Source organism: Nostoc sp. CENA543 (genome assembly GCF_002896875.1).
Taxonomy (GTDB): Bacteria; Cyanobacteriota; Cyanobacteriia; order Cyanobacteriales; family Nostocaceae; genus Trichormus.
This window is the reverse complement of the sequence record NZ_CP023278.1, coordinates 5613873-5635279: the sequence shown is the minus strand read 5'-3', so window position 1 is coordinate 5635279 and position 21407 is coordinate 5613873. Positions and strand designations below refer to the sequence as shown.

At 42.5% G+C, this 21407-nt stretch carries 20 protein-coding genes; 7 read left to right on the top strand and 13 right to left on the bottom strand.

Going from position 1 to position 21407, the window contains the following annotated elements:
* The first annotated feature begins 84 nt into the window (after nucleotides 1–84).
* Complete coding sequence (locus tag CLI64_RS23535; RefSeq protein WP_103139494.1) at nucleotides 85–2679, top strand: M1 family metallopeptidase; 2595 nt, start codon at nucleotides 85–87, stop codon at nucleotides 2677–2679.
* A gap of 148 nt (nucleotides 2680–2827) precedes the next feature.
* Here CLI64_RS23535 and CLI64_RS23525 read toward each other — a convergent pair whose 3' ends face one another.
* Nucleotides 2828–3913, bottom strand: a complete 1086-nt coding sequence (locus tag CLI64_RS23525) for a hypothetical protein (RefSeq protein ID WP_103139492.1) — start codon at nucleotides 3911–3913, stop codon at nucleotides 2828–2830.
* Nucleotides 3914–4206: 293 nt separating this feature from the next.
* Between CLI64_RS23525 and CLI64_RS23520 the strand changes: the two genes are divergently transcribed.
* The 4 genes from CLI64_RS23520 (at nucleotide 4207) to CLI64_RS23505 (ending at nucleotide 8160) form a co-directional block, all read left to right on the top strand.
* Nucleotides 4207–5931, top strand: a complete 1725-nt coding sequence (locus tag CLI64_RS23520; protein WP_103139491.1) for an AarF/ABC1/UbiB kinase family protein — start codon at nucleotides 4207–4209, stop codon at nucleotides 5929–5931.
* A 63-nt stretch (nucleotides 5932–5994) separates the two neighbouring features.
* Complete coding sequence (locus CLI64_RS23515; RefSeq protein ID WP_103139490.1) at nucleotides 5995–6372, top strand: hypothetical protein; 378 nt, start codon at nucleotides 5995–5997, stop codon at nucleotides 6370–6372.
* Nucleotides 6373–6476: 104 nt separating this feature from the next.
* Entirely contained in the window at nucleotides 6477–7346 is an 870-nt protein-coding gene (locus CLI64_RS23510; RefSeq protein WP_103139489.1) for a polysaccharide pyruvyl transferase family protein, read from the top strand.
* A gap of 145 nt (nucleotides 7347–7491) precedes the next feature.
* A complete protein-coding gene (locus CLI64_RS23505; RefSeq protein WP_103139488.1) occupies nucleotides 7492–8160 on the top strand; it encodes an AIM24 family protein in 669 nt (222 codons plus the stop codon).
* Between the two features lie 112 nt (nucleotides 8161–8272).
* On the opposite strand, the gene CLI64_RS23500 is transcribed toward CLI64_RS23505, so the two are convergent.
* Nucleotides 8273–8677 (bottom strand): DUF5684 domain-containing protein, encoded by a 405-nt coding sequence (locus tag CLI64_RS23500; RefSeq protein ID WP_103139487.1) that lies wholly within the window; start codon nucleotides 8675–8677, stop codon nucleotides 8273–8275.
* A gap of 338 nt (nucleotides 8678–9015) precedes the next feature.
* Here CLI64_RS23500 and CLI64_RS23495 point away from each other — a divergent pair, with 338 nt between their 5' ends.
* Both CLI64_RS23495 and CLI64_RS23490 read left to right on the top strand, forming a co-directional pair.
* Nucleotides 9016–9984 carry an acetamidase/formamidase family protein gene (locus CLI64_RS23495; protein ID WP_103139486.1) on the top strand — a complete coding sequence of 323 codons (969 nt, stop codon included), beginning with the start codon at nucleotides 9016–9018 and terminating at the stop codon, nucleotides 9982–9984.
* 118 nt (nucleotides 9985–10102) lie between these two features.
* Nucleotides 10103–10474, top strand: coding sequence for a sulfite exporter TauE/SafE family protein (locus tag CLI64_RS23490; protein ID WP_103139485.1), 372 nt, complete (start codon nucleotides 10103–10105; stop codon nucleotides 10472–10474).
* A 54-nt stretch (nucleotides 10475–10528) separates the two neighbouring features.
* Here CLI64_RS23490 and CLI64_RS23485 read toward each other — a convergent pair whose 3' ends face one another.
* From CLI64_RS23485 to CLI64_RS23425, 11 genes are all read right to left on the bottom strand, one after another.
* On the bottom strand, nucleotides 10529–11770 hold the full coding sequence (locus CLI64_RS23485) for an HhoA/HhoB/HtrA family serine endopeptidase (RefSeq protein WP_103139484.1): 1242 nt from the start codon (nucleotides 11768–11770) through the stop codon (nucleotides 10529–10531).
* Between the two features lie 523 nt (nucleotides 11771–12293).
* A complete protein-coding gene (rpsU, locus tag CLI64_RS23475) occupies nucleotides 12294–12473 on the bottom strand; it encodes a 30S ribosomal protein S21 (protein WP_008226419.1) in 180 nt (59 codons plus the stop codon).
* Nucleotides 12474–12746: 273 nt separating this feature from the next.
* Nucleotides 12747–13088: a hypothetical protein gene (locus CLI64_RS23470; protein ID WP_103139482.1), complete on the bottom strand. Its 342-nt coding sequence runs from the start codon at nucleotides 13086–13088 to the stop codon at nucleotides 12747–12749.
* 270 nt (nucleotides 13089–13358) lie between these two features.
* The gene (locus tag CLI64_RS23460) at nucleotides 13359–14984 is read right to left on the bottom strand and encodes a mucoidy inhibitor MuiA family protein (protein ID WP_103139480.1); all 1626 of its coding nucleotides are present in this window, start codon (nucleotides 14982–14984) and stop codon (nucleotides 13359–13361) included.
* A 195-nt stretch (nucleotides 14985–15179) separates the two neighbouring features.
* The gene (locus CLI64_RS23455; protein WP_103139479.1) at nucleotides 15180–16112 is read right to left on the bottom strand and encodes a LysR family transcriptional regulator; all 933 of its coding nucleotides are present in this window, start codon (nucleotides 16110–16112) and stop codon (nucleotides 15180–15182) included.
* 290 nt (nucleotides 16113–16402) lie between these two features.
* Nucleotides 16403–17191 carry a carbon dioxide-concentrating mechanism protein CcmK gene (locus CLI64_RS23450; protein ID WP_103139478.1) on the bottom strand — a complete coding sequence of 263 codons (789 nt, stop codon included), beginning with the start codon at nucleotides 17189–17191 and terminating at the stop codon, nucleotides 16403–16405.
* A gap of 32 nt (nucleotides 17192–17223) precedes the next feature.
* Nucleotides 17224–17967, bottom strand: a complete 744-nt coding sequence (locus CLI64_RS23445; protein WP_103139477.1) for a transferase — start codon at nucleotides 17965–17967, stop codon at nucleotides 17224–17226.
* Between the two features lie 281 nt (nucleotides 17968–18248).
* On the bottom strand, nucleotides 18249–19904 hold the full coding sequence (locus CLI64_RS23440) for a ribulose bisphosphate carboxylase small subunit (RefSeq protein ID WP_103139476.1): 1656 nt from the start codon (nucleotides 19902–19904) through the stop codon (nucleotides 18249–18251).
* Nucleotides 19905–20001: 97 nt separating this feature from the next.
* A complete protein-coding gene (locus tag CLI64_RS23435; protein ID WP_103139475.1) occupies nucleotides 20002–20304 on the bottom strand; it encodes a EutN/CcmL family microcompartment protein in 303 nt (100 codons plus the stop codon).
* Between the two features lie 6 nt (nucleotides 20305–20310).
* Entirely contained in the window at nucleotides 20311–20655 is a 345-nt protein-coding gene (locus CLI64_RS23430; protein ID WP_009457332.1) for a carbon dioxide-concentrating mechanism protein CcmK, read from the bottom strand.
* A 96-nt stretch (nucleotides 20656–20751) separates the two neighbouring features.
* Nucleotides 20752–21060, bottom strand: a complete 309-nt coding sequence (locus CLI64_RS23425; protein WP_010995042.1) for a carbon dioxide-concentrating mechanism protein CcmK — start codon at nucleotides 21058–21060, stop codon at nucleotides 20752–20754.
* Between the last annotated feature and the right edge of the window lie 347 nt (nucleotides 21061–21407).

Below are 21407 nucleotides of genomic sequence, written 5' to 3'. Positions count from 1 at the left end.
GGAGAACAACTAATGACTAATGACTAATGACTAATGACTAATGACTAATGACTATTGACTCTTTAACTAAGGTTCTTTAAATCTATGCCACACTCTTATTCTTTTGATAGCGAAAATAATGGATACAAATCTTTTGAACTGCCAGGGGCTAGACCACACTATAATCCAGACCGTCCAGGGCAGGTAGAACATATTTTTCTTGACCTGAATTTAGATATCCCTAACCAAAGTTACCAAGGTCATTGCAGCATTCGCTTGTCGCCAATTCGCAATGGTATAGACCGTTTAACTTTGGATGCGGTAAATTTGCAGATTCAAGCAGTCAAGGTGGATGAGGTAGAACAGAAATTTGAATATGACGGTGAACAGCTAACTATTGAGTTGTCACAACCTACCCAAGTTGGTCAACGCTTATTGATTGCGATCGCCTATTCTGTAGAAAAACCCCAACGTGGTATCTACTTTGTCCAACCAGATAGCCACTACCCCAAAAAACCCCTACAAGTCTGGACACAGGGAGAAGACGAAGACTCTCGTTTTTGGTTTCCCTGTTTCGACTACCCAGGACAACTTTCCACTTCGGAAATTCGTGTACGTGTCCCTAAACCGTTAGTGGCAATTTCTAACGGGGAATTAATTAACACTACAGAAGACGGGGAGTATAAAATTTACCATTGGTTACAGCAACAGGTTCACCCCACTTACTTGATGACCCTAGCTATCGGTGATTTTGCAGTCATTCAAGAGGAATGGCAAGGTAAACCAGTCACCTACTACGTAGAGAAGGGACGCAAGGATGATGCTCGCCGCAGTATGGGCAAAACTCCCCAGATGATCGAGTTTTTAAGCCAAAAATACGGCTATCTCTATCCTTTTCCCAAATATGCCCAAGTTTGTGTGAGTGATTTTATCTTTGGGGGGATGGAAAATACTTCTGCCACCCTGTTAACAGACCGTTGTTTACTCGATGAAAGAGCGTCTTTAGATAACCGCAGCACGGAAAGTTTAGTAGTTCACGAACTTGCACACCAATGGTTCGGGGATTTACTCGTTATTAAACATTGGTCTCATGCTTGGATTAAGGAAGGGATGGCTTGCTACTCAGAAGTCATGTGGACTGAACAGGAGTATGGCCAAGAGGAAGCAGCCTATTATCGCCTATCAGAAGCGCGGAGTTATTTAAGTGAAGATAGCGGACGCTACCGCCGACCAATAGTAACTCATGTTTACCGAGAAGCGATCGAACTTTACGATCGCCACACCTATGAAAAGGGGTCTTGTGTTTATCACATGATTCGGGCTGAGTTGGGAGAGGAACTATTTTGGCAAGCTGTCCAGACTTTTGTTCAAGATAACGCCCACCAAACCGTTGAAACGATTGATTTGTTACGTGCCATCGAAAAAGCCACCGGACGCAATCTGGCTTTTCTGTTTGACCAGTATGTATATCGTGGTGGTCATCCTGATTTTAAAGTCGCTTACAGTTGGGATGGGGAAGCCAAGTTAGCAAAATTAACAGTAACTCAAACCCAAGTCCCCACCGATAGGAACAATAGTAAATACCTGTTTGATTTAAAAATTCCTGTAGGTTTTGGTTACACCCAAGGGGAATCTGCACAAGTCCAAACTGTAAGCATCAGAGTCAATCAACGAGAGCAAAGTTTCTACTTCCCACTGGCGAATAAACCAGATTTTGTCAGCTTCGATGTGAGTAATAATTTCCTCAAAACTGTGGTGTTGGAATATCCCATACCAGAGTTAAAAGCCCAGTTAACATCCGACCCTGACCCCATTTCCCGCATTCATGCAGCCACAGCTTTAGCGAAAAAAGGCGGACTAGAAGCGGTGAAAGCCTTGGGTGCAGCTTTGAAAAATGAACCATTTTGGGGTGTACGGGTGGAAGTTGCCAAACAATTGGCAGAAATTAAATTAGACCAAACCTTTGATTATTTAGTGACGGGCTTAGAAGATGAGAATGCCAATGTGCGGCGTGCTGTATTAGAAGCTTTAGCCCAGATTAAAACTCATGCTAGTTACAAAGCCGTCAAACAAGTGGTGAAACATGGTGACAAGAGTTACTACGTAGAAGCCACAGCTTGCCGGAGTTTAGGTGCGATATCTGCTAATAACTTAGAAGACAAACCCAAAGAAGAAAAAGTCATCAAGTTATTACAATCTGTTTTAGAAGAAAGAGCAGGTTGGAATGAAGTTGTCCGCAGTGGTGCAGTGTGGGGTTTAGCAGAACTAAAAACCTCCGAAGCTGCCCTAGATTTACTGTTGGAATACACCAAACTCGGCGTATCCCAACCACTCAGACTGGCAGCAATTCGCGCATTAGGCAAAATTTCCGTCGGTCAAAACCCAGTTAATTTAGAAAGACTGGTGGATAGATTAGCAGAACTCGCCAAAGAAACCTTCTTCCTAACCCAAATGGCAGTCGTAACCGCCTTGGGGCAAATGGAAACACCCAAAGCCATCGGCGTTTTGCGATCGCTGGCCGAACAAACGCCAGACGGCCGGGTGCGGCGTTATGCAGAAGAAGAACTAGCCACAGTCCAGCAAAACATCGGCACAGAAGCCGCCTTAAAGAACCTACGCGAAGAACTAGACCAACTCAAACAACAAAACCAAGAACTCAAAAGCCGCCTGGAAAGTTTAGAGGCGAAGTCTCAAAATTAAGGGTGTAGAAGGCAGGGGGGCAGGGAGCAAGCAGGAAGTGAGGGAGGGGTGGGAGGTGTGGGAGGATAGGGAAGAAATCTTTCCCCCCACACTCCCCACACTCCCCACACTTCCCCATCTTCCCAGTCCCCAATCCCCAATCCCCAATCTAGTTCCCAATCGGTGGGGCTAAAGCCACGCGTCTCACCCCACCGCCGCCTATACTAATGGGACTATTGTTATCAACAATGTACAGTGCTTGAAATAGGCGCATAAAATCTTCATAAAATCGCCCATCTTTGCCTACCATGCTGTAACCATAGATCTGTTTAAACTCTTCATTTACCCCTTTTTCTACCGCTATGTAGTGACAATCCCATCCAGCGTTATCAACTACATATGCACCGTAATTTTGCAGAGCATAAAATAGCTTTTTCGCGGCTGGTGTTTGCAAGTTTAAGCTGGCTTCTGTCACCCAAGATGGTATCGCTAGTAAAGACCCCATCACTAAAGCTGGGTTTCTGCCTTTATAGTCTGTGGGGGCTACCTGATCTGCTCGGTCTGCTGGCCATCGATAACCGGGAATAGACTGAGAATAATAGTAGTATTTTTTACTATCCAACAAAACTTTCAAGGCGTGCCGAATTGGTTGACTGCCAATTAATTCACCTTTGCGAATTGTGCCACCAATGGCAGAAAGACCAGAGCCACCGTGTGAACCAGTAATACCGTCACCATAAATATCAACGGGTTTACTGTGAGCATAACCGTATACTGGCCCGCTCTTTTGACAACGTGCTAAGGGATTGAGTTGTTGTATGGTTCTACCATCCGGCATCAAAAAGGCGGAGCTGTTGTTAGGTGTGGATGTGTCAACGGTATCAGGGACTATTAAGCTATCGGGAACAGGCAAAACGGAAATAGTGGTCTTCCTTGTCCCTGAACATCTCACTTCCCAACTCCCAGGGGCGTACACGGAACGCAAAGGATCACTCGCTTTGAGTTTGTATAGATGAATGGTGTCTGCACCTGCCCAATATGCCTTTTGAATATATGCAGGTTTGTAGCGTGCGCCTGAGCCTATGGGCATATTCCAAATCGAGGTGGGGGCAAATGGCCACAGATATTTATCTCGCGTCAGAGTTTGTGAGGGTGTGACAACTTGCGTAAGTAATAGGGTAGCTATTAAACTAGTAGCAACCGCAAAGATACGTAACCGCCATCGGCGATTAGTGAAGATTGTAATTAATTTCATGAAAACTAGTCCGTAATCACTACATCAAGGGAACAAAGTCTTTGATTATACAATTCCCGTTTATTGCGGATGAATCACAACGAACAGAAATTTTCTGTACTTTTATAAAGTATAATTAAGAGTAAAGATACAAATAACTTAGCAAAGTCAAAGTTGTTGGCTAACTGTTATTGTGTCATTGTATTTTTATGTGTATCAAAAATTACTTATACTTCAGTTATTGAACAACTGAAAATCTGAAGAAAAGATTAAATTTTCATTTTCCCGTAGTAGTAGAAGAGGCAAAAAAAGGCGTGGGTCAGTATCAACCTGGTCAGCTAAAACGCTACAGTCCAGACACAATCGCTCGTTACTATCGCTACCGTCCTTGGTTAGTTTGGGGTCGTTTATTCAAAATCAGTTGGTCTTTTGCCACCTTTATTTTCGGTTTGAAATGGGATGAATGGCAAAATCGGGCTGAACAAAACCGAGAAAAACGTGCGACTCAGTTAAGAGAATTGCTCACGAAACTCGGCCCAACATTTATTAAAGTTGGTCAAGCTCTTTCCACCCGTCCTGATTTAATTCGCAAAGATTTCTTAGACGAACTGATCAAACTCCAAGATAAACTCCCAGCGTTTGATAATGCGATCGCGCATCGCATTATCACCACTGAATTAGGTAAGCCCATTTCTGAAGTATTCAGCGAACTTTCCCCCACTCCCGTAGCTGCGGCTAGTTTGGGTCAAGTCTACAAAGGGCGTTTACACAGTGGTGAAGAAGTCGCCGTCAAGGTACAGCGTCCAAACCTGCGTCCCATTCTCACCCTTGACCTACACTTAATGCGCTGGTTGGCTGCTTGGTTAGCTCCCTGGCTACCATTAAATCTGGGTCACGATCTCACATTGATTGTGGACGAGTTCGGTACTAAGTTATTTGAAGAAATCGATTATCTCAATGAAGGACGCAACGCGGAAAAATTTGCCCACAATTTCCGCAATGATCCACAAGTCAAAGTCCCCACTATTTATTGGCGATACACTAGCAGCCGAGTTTTAACCTTGGAGTGGATTAACGGCTTTAAATTGACGGATACAGCCAAAATTCGGGAAGCCGGCTTAGATCCAGAAGCTATTATCCGCATCGGGGTGACATCGGGACTACAACAGTTACTAGAATACGGATTCTTTCACGCTGACCCCCACCCAGGGAATTTGTTTGCTATGCCCGATGGTCGCATGGCTTACATTGACTTTGGCATGATGGATCAGCTAGAAGAAACCACCAAAGAAACCCTCGTAGATGCAGTAGTGCATCTAGTCAATCAAGACTACGACGATCTAGCGACAGATTTTGTCAAACTGGGTTTTTTGACTCCAGAGACTAATATTTGTCCCATTGTCCCAGCTTTGGAGGCGGTGTTGGGTAACGCTATTGGGAAAAACGTCGGGGACTTCAACTTTAAAACCATCACTGATGAGTTTTCGGAACTGATGTATGAATATCCGTTTCGCGTCCCGGCTAAATTTGCCTTGATTATCCGTTCTCTAGTGACACAGGAAGGAATCGCCCTCAGTCTGAATCGCAATTTCAAAATTGTGGAGGTGGGTCATCCTTATGTGGCGAGACGATTACTCACAGGAGAATCACCAGAACTCAGACGGCGATTACTGAATGTGTTGTTTAGAGATGGTAAATTCCAGTGGCAACGACTAGAAAACTTAATTGCGATCGCTCGTACCGATAGCAATTTTGATGTCTTACCGACAGCACAGATGGGTTTGCAGTATCTTTTATCTGACGAAGGTAAATTCCTCCGTCGTCAGTTAGTCTTAGCCTTGACAGAGGATGATCGTCTGCATACCGAAGAAGTGCAACGCCTGTGGTCATTAGTGAAAGATGACCTGCAACCCGACCGTCTTTTCAATGTGGCGATCGGGTTATTAACCAATTTCTCCAGAGAAGGGGTCGCAGCTATCCTACCGAAGGCTGCCAATTTAGCCTTCTTGATTGACCCCAAATCAGCAAATCAAAATTGAAAATTAACGGTTTTTAGTGTTTTAATTAGACCATTCATTTTTTAATATCCACTGGTAGTTTTCATGTACTATTACTCATTACAACCACCCTATTTTCTGCTGTTCTTCGGCTTATTTATGTCTGTCACTTCTGGTCTAGCTTTATCTGGGACGTTGAAGGCAATTGTTCAGAAATGGCAAATTAATAGTACAGAAAACTCCCCTAATAATTCGGCATTTAAGCAAATTTTATCTGTACCTTTTCTGGGCATTACTGTAGGAGTTTGTTTATTTCTCTCATCAGGTTTAGAAATATTCGGATTTCCTCAGCTTTTGGCTTTAGGAATTGGTTTACCGATGAGTCTGCTTACTTGTTTATTAGTTTGGTTGCAATTGGGAAGTATGCTGGTTTTTGCAAAAGAACAAGGAATGCAATCTCTAGATTTAGATTCCTTATCTTAGAATATCCAAATTATAGCCAAAAGATGAAATGGTTAACTTTAACTCATCTTTTGGCTATATTTGTTATTTGCCATCAGCTATTCACATAATTACCAAGAAAACCTATGAAACTGTTTTATTATCAAGAAAATAACTTTGGCGATCAACTAAATAACTGGCTGTGGGATGAGTTGATTCCGGGAGTATTAGATAATGATGAAAGTTCAGCTTTTATAGGTATAGGTACTCTCCTTAATGATAGATTGTCACAGAGGACAAATAATGCTCGGTTCCGTGTGGTATTCGGTACAGGGGTAGGCTACGGACAGGGAACACTCCAGCTAGATGATTCTTATAAAATTTATTGTGTCCGTGGGCCGCTATCAGCTAAAACATTAGGTATTGATAGTAAATTTGCCCTCACAGATGGGGCGATTTTAATCAGAAAAATCTATAATTTCGACAACAGTAAAAAATCTTATAAATACTCTTATATACCACATCATAAAACGGCTGGGGAAGGTTGGCGTTTAGTTTGCGAAAGATTGGGATTTGGATATATTGACCCACACTGGTCAAGAGAAAAGGTTTTGTCTTGTATTAGCCAAAGCGAAGTCATACTTGCAGAAGCAATGCACGGTGCTATCATTGCCGATGCTTTTCGTATACCTTGGATTCCGGTGATTTCACACTCTACTATCTTGCTATCCAAATGGCAAGATTGGTGTCAGTCCATTGATGTGGAATATAAGCCATCATATATAGACCGTTTACATCATCCCCGGCAAAAAATAGACATTCTATCCCCTTTAAGGCTAGCTCGTGATTGGTTCAGACAAAAGGAATCTGCATCACAATTATTGAATATTACAAAAACCGTACACCCTATTTTGAGTAGTGACCAAAAAGTAGAAAGTCTCACTCAAGAGATGTATTCCAGGCTTCAGCAATTTAAACAAGATTGGGAACAAGGGGTATTATCTGAGAAACTTTAGAGTTGATTCGTCAATATAAAGCTTAAGAGGTTGTTTGAAAAGTCCTTAAGGATTATAAAATCCGAAAATCTGACTTGCCATTAGCAAAAATAAATGCCAGAAATATAGGTGCATTTTGCAACATTTGTAAAATCAGGAAAGTGCAATGGCAAGTTTTGAAATTATTGAACGGGAAAGTTTACGTTTAGTGAAAGTGGTTTTACAAAACGAAACAGTGCGGACTGAATCGGGCGCAATGTACTATATGCGTGGAAATATTACCATGCAATCAAAAGCCCCCTCAGCCGGAGGATTTCTTAAATCTCTAGCTACGGGAGAAAACATTTTTCGCCCCACTTATACAGGTACAGGCGAATTATATTTAGAGCCGTCCTTGTCTGGATATCACATTTTAGAATTAGATGGAAATGAATGGATATTAGACAGTGGTGCTTATTGGGCGAGTGATGGCAATATTGAAGTGGGAGTGGAGCGAAATAAGTTAGTATCTGGTTTAATTGGTGGCGAAGGTTTGTTTCAAACCAAAGTTAAAGGGAGAGGCAAAGTTGTGATGGTGGCGCAAGGCCCTGTAGAGATAGTTAACTTGCGAAATGAACGATTAGTAGTGGATGGAAATTTTGCGATCGCTCGTACAAGTAACATCAATTATCGCGTAGAAAAAGCTACTAAATCTCTCTTAGGTTCAATGACTTCTGGAGAGTTTTTAGTCAATACTTTTGAGGGGACTGGGACTGTTTTACTTGCTCCTGTTCCTTACTGGCAAGTGATGATGCTACGTCAAATTACAGCAGCAATTCCCAAAACTTCTGGCTAACTAAGACTAAGTAATGGAAATTTATAAGGAATTAAAATTTAGGTATTTATTATTGGCGTTTTGATACTTAAATATTTTAATTCCTTATGATCCTATTGATTTAGTTAATTAATTAACCAAAAGCGAAGTTGTATAAAATCACAAAGTTAACGATGGGAATAATCATTAACAAAATTAGCCAAGGATTTTTCCCTAACTTCTTGACAATGTTGACAAAGGCGATAATTAAAAAAATTAAAGCCACAAAATTTACAAGTGGTATAAAAAGTCCAATTATCCACCAGGGAGACTGATCGCCTGCTTTTAGCATGATCCAGGTATTGAGAATAGGAACCCAAGCAAACCAAGCGTTTGCCTCTCCCAGTTTTTGATAAATTCTGTAGAAGCAATAAGAACCGAAAATGTAACCAAATAAGCCAAATAATAAACCAAATAAGCTGCCAGCAGTTTCTCCAGAACCGGAGTCGCTTTGAGCTAAAAGATAAACTAAGCTCCAATCATACGTAAGTAAAAACACTTTTATCCTCTGGGCTAAATAGTAGTGATTGTCACTTTTCTTATCCTATAAATATTTATTTCAGGAATAATTTAAACAAAACTTTGGTTTTGCTTCAATAAAATATACAGTATGAAGTTTTTGTAACAAAAATCTTTATCAGGCTCAACTGTAGTTGCCTTAGTTGATTGCGATGATCAAGCCATGAAACTAAGGAGTCTTGAATTAATATACCTAAGATTTTTCAGTTGTAAATTTTCAATTTTCTATAGCTAACTACTTAAGAGATCAATAGATATCTACAAACACTACAAACCCGCTATTCTAACCAATGGTACTGAACAAAAAACTTAGCGGTAATGACCCACCACTTTTTAAAAGCCACTAAATCAACTGTGCATTTAGGGGGTTTCTCTCACCTACTAGAACCTGTACTAACTATTAATTCCGGCGACACTATTGATTTAGAAACCTATACGGGTTACTACATTTACGAGCAAGCACCACCGGAATTTATCACCCCTGAATTTTTAGATATCTGCAAACATTTACCCTCAGAACGCAAAATTGCTGCGGGGCCGCATTTACTCACAGGGCCAATTTATATCCGAGATGCCAAACCAGGGGATGTTCTAGAAATCAGATTAGAAGCGATCGCACCTAGTTTACCAGTTGGGTTTAATGCCATTCGTGCCGGCTGGGGAGCGTTACCAAATCAATTCACGCAACCTGCTTTACGGTTTATCCCCCTAGATTTAGTCAACAAGATAGCCGAATTTCCCCCTGGGAGTGGCATTCAAATTCCCATCAAGCCTTTTTTTGGGATTTTGGGTGTCGCCACCCCAGAAAGTGAGCGATCGTCTATTCCGCCTGGCTATTATGGTGGTAACATCGACAACCGTGAACTGCAAGCAGGCTCTCGCCTATTTCTACCTGTTTTCGTTCCTGGGGGTTTATTTTCCATTGGTGATGGACATTCTGCACAGGGAGATGGGGAAGTGAATGTCACCGCCATTGAAACTTCTATGAATGGTCGAATTCAAATTAAATTACGTCAAGATTTACCCATTACAACACCCATTGCAGAAACGCCGACTGATATTATCACAATGGGATTTGCCCCTACATTAGACACAGCTTTAGAAATAGCCCTTAACAATATGATTGATTTTCTCAAGAATTTTTTGAATTTATCACCAGAAGAAGCTTATGTTTTATGTAGTTTAGCCGTCAATTTTCGCATTACTCAAGTAGTCAATCACCCCCACAAAGGTGTACATGGGATGCTGCCTAAAGCTATAGTTTCATCTAAAATCGACTTAATATAACACCCCTTGATTGTCAAGCATTGATCAGCTAATCACTCACTATGATAAAAAGTCAGAGTTCTGGTCAACCACGAATGATTTAGGATAAATATGGTCAACAAAAACTTAACTATTTTCCATGTCTAATTTACTCATTCAATTGTTGCTAATTGGATTAGCGGCTGGCGTTGCAGGTGGAATGTTTGGCATTGGTGGTGGTGCAATTATGGTGCCAGCAATGGTGTTATTGATGGGGATGGATCAAAAATTTGCTACTGGTACGTCGATAGCAGCACAAATCCTACCTATTGGTATTCTAGGCGCAGCTGTTTACCAGCGTAGCGGCAACATTAATATTAAATATGCGGTGATTATTGCTATAGGTTTAGTGATTGGTAATCTATTCGGAGCAATGTTTGCCAATCAACCATTTATTAGCAGTGAAACCATGAAAAAACTCTATGGGATATTTTTGTTAGCGATTGGTTTACGATATTTGTTAGTACGTTAAAAATTGGGAATTGGGAATAGGGCATTGGGTTACATTCCTATTCCCTGAGATTTCCTATTGTAATTGCTCTGTGGGAAAGGCACCAGGACGGACGGCTAAGTTAAGATTGCGACCTTGGCGTTTTACTTCTAATTGCAACTGTCCACCAACTCGACTATTTTCTACAGCTCGTTGAATACTGTTAGCATCAGCGACTGATTGACCATTGAGTTTTTGAATCACATCCCCTGCACGTATTCCGGCTTGCGCTGCTGGTGAATTAGGCATAACTTTGACTACTAAAACGCCTTGATCTTGATCAACGCTCAAATTATTATCAGGATCAGAGTTAATATTTTCCTTGATTTGTGGTGTTAAACCGACCATCTGAATACCCAAGTAAGGGTGTTCTACCTTACCAGTGGCGATTAATTGGTTGGAAATACGTTCTACTGTTTTAATGGGGATAGCAAAACCGAGTCCTTGCGCGCCTTGGATGATGGCTGTGTTCATCCCAATGACTTCACCGCGCGCATTGAGTAAGGGGCCGCCAGAGTTACCAGGGTTAATCGCTGCATCAGTTTGAATGTATTCTACGCGCTTATCTGGTGCGCCAATTTGATTACTAGAACGTCCGGTTGCGCTGATGATACCTGTAGTGACTGTATTATCTAAGCCTAAAGGATTACCAATAGCGATCGCCCATTCTCCTGTTTGTAGTTGATCGGAGTTACCCAATTTTACCGTTGGTAAGTTCTCCGCCTGGATTTTGATAACTGCAACATCAGTTAATTCGTCTTTACCTAATACTTTCCCTTGGAAGCTACGTCCATCTTTGAGGATGACTCTGACTTTATCAGCACCATCTACAACGTGAGCATTAGTAAGAATACTGCCATCTTTGCTAAGAATAAAACCAGAACCAGTACCGCGCTGTACTCTTTCTTGAGTTTGGGGTATGCGAGAACCGAAGAACTCACGGAAAAAAGGATCATTAAAATCGTCTGGTAAAGAAGTTTTGACAGTGCGAGAAGCTTCAATTCTCACCACAGCAGGGCCGACTTGCTGCACTACTTGAGTGACGAAATTAGCGTCTGTGATAGCTGGTAAAGGCGGTGCTGCATCAACTCGACTCACAGCCAAATTAGACGCACTCTTGGCTAACTGCTGGTGATTTCCTGCTATGTAACCACCAGCTAAAGTCATCCCCGAACCTAGCAACACCAGTGATAGGGAAGCGGCGGCTTGTTTCCAGGGTGTATAATTATGATGTTTACTATCTAATGTTTGAGATTTTTGATTTACTTGGTTTTGCATAGGTTTCTAGAAGAGTAGATTTAATTACTACTAATCTAGATATCGTTTATGGCGGTTTTGTTGCGCTAATATTACGTCAATGTGAATAGTTTCCCGATAATACTGCTTTTTTCCGTCTAATATTGCTGTTATTGGGGACTAGGCATTGGGCATTGGGCATTGGGCATTGGGTAAGAAATTCTACCTTGTCTCTCCTGTCTACCTTGTCTACTCTGTCTCCCCTGCCCCCTGCCCCCTTGCCTACCAGTTCAGGAGTTAATTGTTTTGATGCGCGGCTAAATTGATACACCCAATTTAGTTTTTAACTGCTGAATTGGTTGTTGGCTTTGAATCCAAAATCTCAAATCGAAAATCTGGGTCGAATACCCTGAATACTCTAATTTAAGCTAACAGCGATATACTCACACCCCATCTGGGGTGCGGCACATCCTGTTTAGTTCTTTTCAAAAATAGTTAGTGGCGAGTGAATGTTGCTGTTCTAGGTGATTTTCCTCAAGCAACACACGTACCAAAGCAATTTGGTTTATTTAAAACGTCTTTTGCGTCTTGCTGCCACTGCTTTGCGCTTGCGCTTTTCTAACGGGGTTTCAAAGTGCCGATGATACTTAACATCGGCTAATATACCAGCCTTAGATACTTGGCGTTTGAATCGACGTAAAGCGGAATCGATTCCTTCATTTTCTCCTAGAACCACTTGGGTCATTCGTTTTCCTCAATTGCTCAATAGTCTCCATTGTAATAGTAGCCTCAAAGTTAGCCAAACATTTTGAGGTTGTAGCCAATAAATAATAATTTTCTCGTCTTATTGGGTATGTTTACCCAAACCATATCACAAATTAGAGTTTGAATGATGGTGGCGCGATCGCCTTTATAGTTAAATTCTGTAAAGAGATGCTGGGATGATATTGTTTATATTCTATTAACGGAGAATATTATTCAGGCGATCGCAAGTTACTAAAACCGACGTTGAGTAAAACTAAAAGTCGATTCTGCCTCCACTAAATAATTTCCATCCCCCAGCCATAGCCGCAAATGCCAAAAACAAATTCCACAAGCTAATAGATTTAAAAAATATTCCCCCACTTAAAAACACCAGCAGAAAACCAACAGCCAGCAAAACCCAGCCCAAATTACCAGTTTCCCGACGGAAAAATATCAAAGACAATGCACCCGCCATCATTGACAAGACTGAAGCGGTTGTCGGTAGTCTCTGAGAAAACGAATAATAACCGCTAAAAAATATGACGTTTTGAGCCAGGAAATAGATACCGGTTAAAAGTAGAACTAAACCTACAGCTTTAATTAATAGCCTACTCATAAATTGTCTGCATCTGATGCGATGACAGTGTTTATTTTTACCGATATTATAATTTAGTCCAGCCTGATATCCTGTATTTTATGCAAATTTTATAGTATTGGGCATGGGGCATGGGGCATGGGGCATGGGACAAAGTGGACAAGGTAGAATTTTCTTCGCACTCAGCACTCATTACTCATTACTCATTACTCATTACTCATTACTCATTACTCATTACTCATTACTCATTACTCATTACTCATTACTCATTACTCAGCACTCACCACTAACTCAAATCTCTAATCCCGTCACCTTTAACTCCGGTGGATGCTCAACAGTGAACTGATAATATACCTCTTGTTTCTGTTGGGGTGGAATAGTTAAACGCCATTCTAGAAGCCCCATTTCACCTACGGGGATTTTTGGGGTACTAAGCAGGAGGCGGATTTTAATTTGCTCGTTGCGGCTAATTGGTAGTTGTTCAGTTAACTTTAAATGGGCTTCTTGATTAAGCAAGTTAGTAATGACTAATCGATAGGCGTAAGTTGTGCGGCGTTGACTACCCATTAGTTTTTTGTCTACTTGACGTTCAACTAAATTTCGCTCAATTTTTAAACCTTCATCAATACCTAAATTCAGGGTAAATTCTTGCCCTGGTGAGACGTTTTCTAATTCAGTTGTCCCAACAAACATATCGTCGCGGAAAATATTGGCTGTACCTGCCAATAAAGTCGCCCCTTGCGGATTATTTTTGACGCTGGCTTCTAAATAAGCAAAGCTGACTAATCTGGGCATGGCGACGTACTGAAAATCACAAGGATAGTCATCATTAAAAATGGTGGTTTTATGGGGCGCGCCATCACTAGGGATGTTTCCACCAGCCTGGAGTTTAAAGGTGACAATACTTCCTTCTTTGGCTACCTCTGTCCCCATATTGGTTGCTGGAATCACCTCGTCTTCTGCTTCCTCTGGGGTGAGCATATCTTCATCATTTATAGCAGCCTTGGGGGCGATCGCTGGCAAGGATGGACTAGCTAATCTGCGTTTTGCCATTGATAAAACTGGAGGAGCAATTACATCTACATACCAAGGATCTAATTTAGGCGGAAGTGTACCTAAACCTGGTTTAGCAGTAGATAAGATGAGACTTACATCTTGCCAATCTTCGCCAGTGTTTTGCGTGATTTGTGCTAAGTAGCTGAGATTGACTGTTTTGTTACTGGTGTGGGAACGCAAATCATATAAAGGCTGCCAACTGGCGCGGTTAACCATGTAAGATAGCTCTAACTCAAATTCCCCTGCTTGGGCAACTTCTACGCCTACAACTAAGTTAAAGCTTTCTTGAGAGTGGGGTGTTTGAATGTTTTTTAATGATTGACGCAGGACTTGAATTTGCTTGTCGAGTTCTTGTTGTTGACTATGACATTCAGCAGAGGCGATCGCATATTCACTATACTGGCTACCCAAGAAATTCAAAAAATCTAGGGTTTCGCTGAGACTGAGATTTTTCCGTGATATGCTTTGGGCAAAGGGTTCTTCGGTTTTTTCCCGCAAACCTGCAATAAATTGAGATTGGAGAGTTAAAGCATCTACCTGGGCTTGGAGATGGCGTTTTTCGGTTTCTAGTTGTTGAATTTGTCTGGTTAACTGGGCTACTCTTTCGGCGACTGGTTCAGTGGTATAAATGCGATCGCAACTTACAGTTAACAATTTTACTCCTACTGTACCTTTACCACCCACACGGACGGATTCAGGTTCTAGAGTCACTGGCAAGGAAGGAATTACTAATTCCCGTTCTGAACCTGTGAGGAGCATCTTACCCTGTCTTGTGATCAGGGCTTTGTCACTGTAAACCGTCACAGATACAATCTGACTTTGTATTGTTTTTTGCCAAGAAGCTGTTTCCGGGTTAACCACTGCCAGTTTTTCCTGTGTTAAATGACTCTGCTGGTTAATTTTTAAGGTTGGGGGTATATCTCGTCAACCCCTACGCTGTAAACTCTCTCCCTTGCACCCTGCACCCTGCACCCTGCGAATATTAAGATGCAAATTAAAGCTACAACAGCTTATTTTGTTTCCTCTCCCCTGAAAGCGATCATTTTCTACAACTAATTAGACTGCACTGACATCTGGTGCAATATGTTGCTCTGTTTGCTCTACAAATTTCTTAGCTGCATCCAGCAAATAATCATAGTAAGTCTGAGCAATAATCGATAATTGTTTACCTGCTGGGTAAACCATGTACCAAGTCCGCTTAATGGGAAAATGTTGTACATCTAAAATACTGAATTCGGTATCTGTTAACAGGGTATGCCGAGATAAAACCGAAATTCCTAAACCACCGGCGATCGCCTGTTTAATAGCTTCGTTACTGCCTAGTTCTAGTTTAACTTTGACTTTCACATCATGTTCGTCTAAAAGGCTCTGCACAGCTCGGCGTGTTCCTGAACCTGGTTCACGCATAATAAACGGTTCATTAGCTAACCGTTCAATGGGGATGTTTTTTTCTTTAGCTAGAGGATGATTAAGCGGCGCAAACACCACTAAGGGATTGTCTAAAAATGGGTCACAATTGACATCTAAATTTTCTGGCACTTGACTCATGATGTATAAGTCATCCATGTTACTCACCATCCGCTCTAAAATGCCCTCATGGTTGGTAACTTTTAAAGAAATTTCGATGCCGGGATAAAGTTGGCAAAACGGCCCCAATAACCGGGGAATTAAATATTTTGCTGTAGTGATTACTGCCAAACGTAACTGTCCTTGTTTAAGACCTTTTAAGTTGGCAACTTTCATCTCAAACTGGGCGATAGTATCAAAAATTTGCCGACAGGTGGCAAATAATTCTCTTCCTGCTTCTGTGAGATATAGACGTTTTCCTACTTGTTCAAATAGGGGCAAACCTACGGATTTTGTCAGTTGCTTAATCTGCATCGACACAGTAGGTTGGGTGAGAAATAGCTCCTCCGCAGCACGAGTAAAACTGCCATGTCGAGCTGCTGCCTCGAACACTTTTAACTGGTGTAGGGTCGCTTGGTTCAAGGGTGATTCTCCTCTAATAGCGATTTATCAATACTAAAACTAGTATCACTAAATACTTGCAAATGATAGAGCTTTACTCATACGAAAGTTCTGAGTTTATTATAGATAAGACTCTATCCCCCCTATCAGAAGAAAATTATTTTATTTATGGTGTAGAAAAGTTATCATCAAAACAACAAGCAAAGCGTAAGATGCCTTCCAGCTGCAAGATGAATGCTGAATATTGGACTCTAATTTACTAATGAGGATTTTTCTAAATACTCATAGGCAATTTAGTTGTTCATAATTCATCATTCATCGTTCCATACTTCCTCAGTAAGTTTGACGGGTAATTTCACTAAATCGGGCAATACTAACACTTCCCTTTCTGCAACTTGTTCTCTAATATTTACTGGCAATTTTAATGGTTGGCGTTCTTCAATCCAGCAACTAGCAATTGGTAATGTGTGTTCTAATTCATCTAAGGGTCGAGGGATAACCATGACGGCGTTCAATTCCCCGATGCGTTCTGCTTCATACATTCCTGCTTCTACCGCTACAGCAACGTTAGCTACTGAGCCGCGAATAATCGCTGTACACAAGCCTGCACCAATTTTTTCATAGGATGCTAGCTGCACATCTGCTGACTTCAGCATAGCATCACAGGCACCCACCATTGCGGGGAAGCCCCTAGTTTCCACCAAGCCGATAGCTTGGTTGCTGAGGCGGCTTTGTTGACCTTCCTCCATAAACTGACTGAGCCTATTGGTAATAGGCAAGACTACATCTAAGTTGGGGAAGGGGCGAGGAATAACTAGGCTAGAAACTAATTGACCAAATTGTTCAGCTGTTTGTACACCAGATTCCACAGCCAGACGGACATCCGCTATACCACCACGGACGATCGCAGTACAATGACCACTGCCAATTTTTTCGTAGCCGACTAGATGCACTCCAGCCGACTTGAGCATCATGTCCGCAGTGCCTACGATCGCCGGGAAACTAAGGGTGGATACTAACCCCAGGGCGGTATCCTTGAAGCTCTCTTGACGACGGCTACTTTGGTTTGTGCTAATAGACCTTTGATTATATGTCTCCATGTGAATCCTCCAGGATACTCACAAATTAACACTTACTCAGAGCTATCGTCAGAGACGGGGTTGTTTAAGGACTGTCTATGGGGAAACAATGTCACCAGTAGTCTTTGAATACTCCCTTGTCCGTAGATTTGAGTTCCGAAACTATTAGAAGATGCACTAGCGGCTTCATCCAATACTGAATCTTCTGGGCTGAGTTGTGTTTGGGTAGAGTCAGGTTGCTCTTCCTCTACAGTAGCAGATTGAGTTTCTGGCAATGTTGATGATTCTGGTACAGATGTAGACTGGTGGTGGAATTCCACAAAAGCTGCTGAGATGCTAGTGGAGCTAATTACTTTGCTCTCCGGCTCCTTGGGCTTTTGAGTAGTTGCAGCCTCCGGGTTATCTGTGGGTTGCTGTATCGGTTCTTGCTCCTGCACCTTAATTTGCCGACCAACATCACCCAAAATCGAACCTGGTGGTACTACTGTGCCTGCTTCTATAGAACAACTAAACACCGTTGTCGCTGCACCGATACAGGCATTCATCCCAATTTTGCCTGCACCAACCATCAAAAAACCTGCCCCCAAGCTGACACTTGGTTCGATTTCGATAGTACCTTCATCAACTTGGAGAATCGACCCCATGCCAATACATACTCCTGCCCCGATGATAATCTTACTGTTTGCGGCCGCTTGGAGTATCACCCCAGGGGCAATAACTGCACTAGGATGAATCGTCACCTCGCCACTAATGTAGGAATCAAAATTGTTGTGGAGGCGCAGTGGCGGCACAGACATGGAAATTTTAACCTCGGAAGCCGAATATCATTAGGAAGTGCTGTTAGCGGAAGCGGGGCGTTTAGCCCGTGCTGAGTGATGAGTTAAGAGCAATAAGTAATGAGTGTATATGCAAGTTGCTTGGCTAGTATAACTTTGAAGTTGCACTAACCGCCCAGCATCCACTAAACGCTACACTACTGCTGAAAGCACTTTTAACTCACTCTCGGCTAAACGCCGCGCTACCACTAACAGCACTTTCCACTCAGCACTCATCACTCAGCACTTTCAACTCAACACTATTATGGACGCTGAATAATTGCTTCTAACACCCGCCGCTTGGCTTTGGGGTCAATACCAATTAAGCGCACGTATTCTCCTGCGAATTCAGCTAGGGAAGCTTCTACGGCTGCGATCGCCTCTCTTTCGGAGGTAGCTGCAATGGGGCCGGTGCTACTCCAAGAACCTGTGCGGAATCTTCTTTGGTCTACGTGTTCAATGCTCAGTTTGTAACCACCACCGAGAACTTGCCGGATTTGATCTACTACTTCTGCACTCAATCTTGTGCTGGTAGCTGTGGCTGTGGCTGTGGCGGATGGCGCACTTGCTACTGATTTTTGGGTGCTAGCAGGTGCTACCTGTCCATTGGGACGTTGAATAATAGTTTCTAATATCCGCCGTTTCGCTTTAGGATCGATACCAATCAGTCTGACATACTCGCCTTGATGGCTATCAATACACTCTTCTAAAGCGGAAACTACTTCATTTGTGGTTTTGGCTTCAATGGGTTTACAGCTATTCCAAGAGCCTGTACGGAAGCGGCGTTCATCTACGTGTTCTGTGCCGATTTTGTAACCACCTGCTAGGAGTTGGCTAATTTGCTGTACGGTTTCTGCGGGTAATTTACCACTGGCAGCACCGTTGCTATAACCATTACCATTGCTGCTGTAGCTACCATTTGAGCGGCTAGCAGGGGCTTTGAAGGCTGTTGAGCCAGTTGCACCATCAGGACGCTGAATGATGGTTTCTAATACACGGCGTTTGCCCTTGGGGTCAATGCCAAATAAACGTACGTACTCACCACTGTGGTCAGCTAAACAAGCTTCTAAGGCTGCTACTGCGTCACGTACTGTTCTGGCTTCGATTGGTTTGCAACTTGTCCAAGAACCTGTACGGAATCTTCTTTGATCTACGTGTTCTGAGCCAATCTTATAACCTTGCTCTAATAAGTAACGTACTTGATCGATGGTTTCTGCACCCAGGCTATTGCTTGCCACTTCACTACTCCTTCCTATTTCTATGACATTAATTTTATTGCTTGTATAAGATTTAGCTGTTTCCGCGCGAATGGGTGCAATACACTTACTATCCGCAGCACAAAGGTATCCTGCCCGCAAAGCCTGGTTGATGCCAATGACGTGATGAGCGAATTCTTGGTCTTGGTCTTGAACATCGGGGAGGCGATCGGCCTGCTGTTGGGTGGTGATAATCGCACCAGAGGGTACGTATTTTCCAGGGGGAATTTCCACATCTTGAATTAAAGCGTGCATCATCACAATGCAGCCTGCGCCTACCCTGGCATTAAATACCGTTGAGCGAAAACCAATAAACGAGTTATCACCAACATAGGCTGGCCCGTGAATCAAGGCCATGTGGGTAATAGAAGCATTTTTGCCCACCCACACTGAATATTCTTGGTCATCATCACCAATGACTCGGCCTTGCTCCAAACCATGAATCACTACACCATCTTGAAGATTGGTGTTTTCACCAATGTAAAAAGGTGTACCTTCATCGGCTCTGATTGAAGTACCTGGGGCAACGATTACATTTGCACCTATGTAGACATCCCCAATAATGTTGGAAAAAGAGTGTACAAATGCGGTTTCATGGATTTTGGGTTCCGCTAAACTCCTTGACCACGGGGTTGGGGGAGCCGCCGTGCTGCGGACTGCCATCGCGAGATTCCTCCTGATTAAAATTTAGGTAATAGTCTCTAGTCCATAGTCCATAGTCAATAAGACTGGAAGCTGACCGTTGGCTGTTGACTGTTGACTACCTGTATTGGTCTTTCTTGCTGTAAATAAGACGATCTTCTACGTGAATAGTATCAATTATCGCCACGACTGCTGCATCCAAAGGACGCTGCTCGTTCCCAGGTACTTGACGCGCCGCACTACCACGACTTACGAGTACCCACTCATCAACTCCTGCGCCTACGCTATCTGCTGCTACCTCGTATTTGGGCAGGAGGTTGCCTGCTTCATCTACTAATTGCAACAACAGTAGCTTCACACCTCTAAGACTAGGCTCTTTCTGTGTGCTAACTACTGTGCCACGTACTTTGGCAATTTGCATTACTAATTATGGTCTTCTACCGAAGGGACGAATTGCGTTCACATTTTCCCGGAATTGTTCTACATCTTCGGTATAACGAATTGGGAGGACGTATTCTAAGTTCTCATGAGGACGGGCAATGATGTGAGTAGACAGGACTTGTCCGCCGTTGACACGCTTAACTGATTCAATACCTGCTGCTACTGAGGCTTGTACTTCCGATACGTCGCCTCTGACAATCACAGTTACTCGTCCACTACCGATTTTTTCATAGCCTACCAAAGTTACACGGGCAGCTTTCACCATCGCATCTGCTGCCTCTACTACTGCTGGAAAGCCTAGCGTTTCTACCATTCCCACTGCGATCGACATTTGCTTTGATTCCTGAAATTAAGTTTTTTAGCTTCTGGACTTGTATGTAATGCTCAAGAAGGCAACCCCGTTAATGAGTTTTTTTAACTCTGCCTTTTAGGTACGGAACTGTTCCACAGCTTCCGTGTAACGAATCGGTAAGACGTATTCTAAGTTTTCGTGGGGGCGGGCAATGATGTGAGTTGAGACAACTTCGCCACCATTGACTCTTCTAGCTGCTTCAATACCTGCTGCTACTGAGGCTTGTACCTCAGATACATCTCCGCGCACAATGACGGTGACTCTAGCACTACCGATTTTTTCATATCCTACCAAAGTTACGCGGGCAGCTTTCACCATTGCGTCTGCTGCTTCTACTACTGCGGGAAATCCCTTGGTCTCAATCATTCCAACTGCAATTGGCATCCCATGTCTCCTAAAAAATTAATCCAATCAGTACCGAGGAAAAGAAAATTTTGACGGGGAAGCTCATCTTGAGCTAAAAAACACTTCCAAATTAAGCATAGAAAAGCTTGGCTCCCCTGGCAACATAAATTAGTATAATAGTTTATAATAAAAAAGTTTTAAAAAACTTAACAAAATTTCGTACCTGTGATCTGTTCAATCAAAGTTGACGGATTACTAGAGCAACCACTTGTGCTTTATAATTTTTTTATTACATTTGGGAAAAGATATTCAATAAGTCTAGGTTAATCCTGTCTAGAGGGGAACAATAGGAGTCTATGAATTGTGTAGTCTCTGATTTTCCCTCG

Excerpts from the sequence above, each read along its gene's own strand:
- CLI64_RS23435 (WP_103139475.1), bottom strand. The coding sequence starts at position 20,304 with ATGCAAATTGCCAAAGTACGTGGCACAGTAGTTAGCACACAGAAAGAG.
- CLI64_RS23515 (WP_103139490.1), top strand. The coding sequence starts at position 5,995 with ATGTACTATTACTCATTACAACCACCCTATTTTCTGCTGTTCTTCGGC.
- CLI64_RS23450 (WP_103139478.1), bottom strand. The coding sequence starts at position 17,191 with ATGGAGACATATAATCAAAGGTCTATTAGCACAAACCAAAGTAGCCGT.
- CLI64_RS23495 (WP_103139486.1), top strand. The coding sequence starts at position 9,016 with ATGACCCACCACTTTTTAAAAGCCACTAAATCAACTGTGCATTTAGGG.
- CLI64_RS23535 (WP_103139494.1), top strand. The coding sequence starts at position 85 with ATGCCACACTCTTATTCTTTTGATAGCGAAAATAATGGATACAAATCT.
- CLI64_RS23445 (WP_103139477.1), bottom strand. The coding sequence starts at position 17,967 with ATGTCTGTGCCGCCACTGCGCCTCCACAACAATTTTGATTCCTACATT.
- rpsU (WP_008226419.1), bottom strand. The coding sequence starts at position 12,473 with ATGACCCAAGTGGTTCTAGGAGAAAATGAAGGAATCGATTCCGCTTTA.
- CLI64_RS23525 (WP_103139492.1), bottom strand. The coding sequence starts at position 3,913 with ATGAAATTAATTACAATCTTCACTAATCGCCGATGGCGGTTACGTATC.
- CLI64_RS23490 (WP_103139485.1), top strand. The coding sequence starts at position 10,103 with ATGTCTAATTTACTCATTCAATTGTTGCTAATTGGATTAGCGGCTGGC.
- CLI64_RS23430 (WP_009457332.1), bottom strand. The coding sequence starts at position 20,655 with ATGTCGATCGCAGTGGGAATGGTAGAAACGCTAGGCTTTCCAGCAGTA.
- CLI64_RS23425 (WP_010995042.1), bottom strand. The coding sequence starts at position 21,060 with ATGCCAATTGCAGTTGGAATGATTGAGACCAAGGGATTTCCCGCAGTA.
- CLI64_RS23440 (WP_103139476.1), bottom strand. The coding sequence starts at position 19,904 with ATGGCAGTCCGCAGCACGGCGGCTCCCCCAACCCCGTGGTCAAGGAGT.
- CLI64_RS23470 (WP_103139482.1), bottom strand. The coding sequence starts at position 13,088 with ATGAGTAGGCTATTAATTAAAGCTGTAGGTTTAGTTCTACTTTTAACC.
- CLI64_RS23485 (WP_103139484.1), bottom strand. The coding sequence starts at position 11,770 with ATGCAAAACCAAGTAAATCAAAAATCTCAAACATTAGATAGTAAACAT.
- CLI64_RS23505 (WP_103139488.1), top strand. The coding sequence starts at position 7,492 with ATGGCAAGTTTTGAAATTATTGAACGGGAAAGTTTACGTTTAGTGAAA.
- CLI64_RS23510 (WP_103139489.1), top strand. The coding sequence starts at position 6,477 with ATGAAACTGTTTTATTATCAAGAAAATAACTTTGGCGATCAACTAAAT.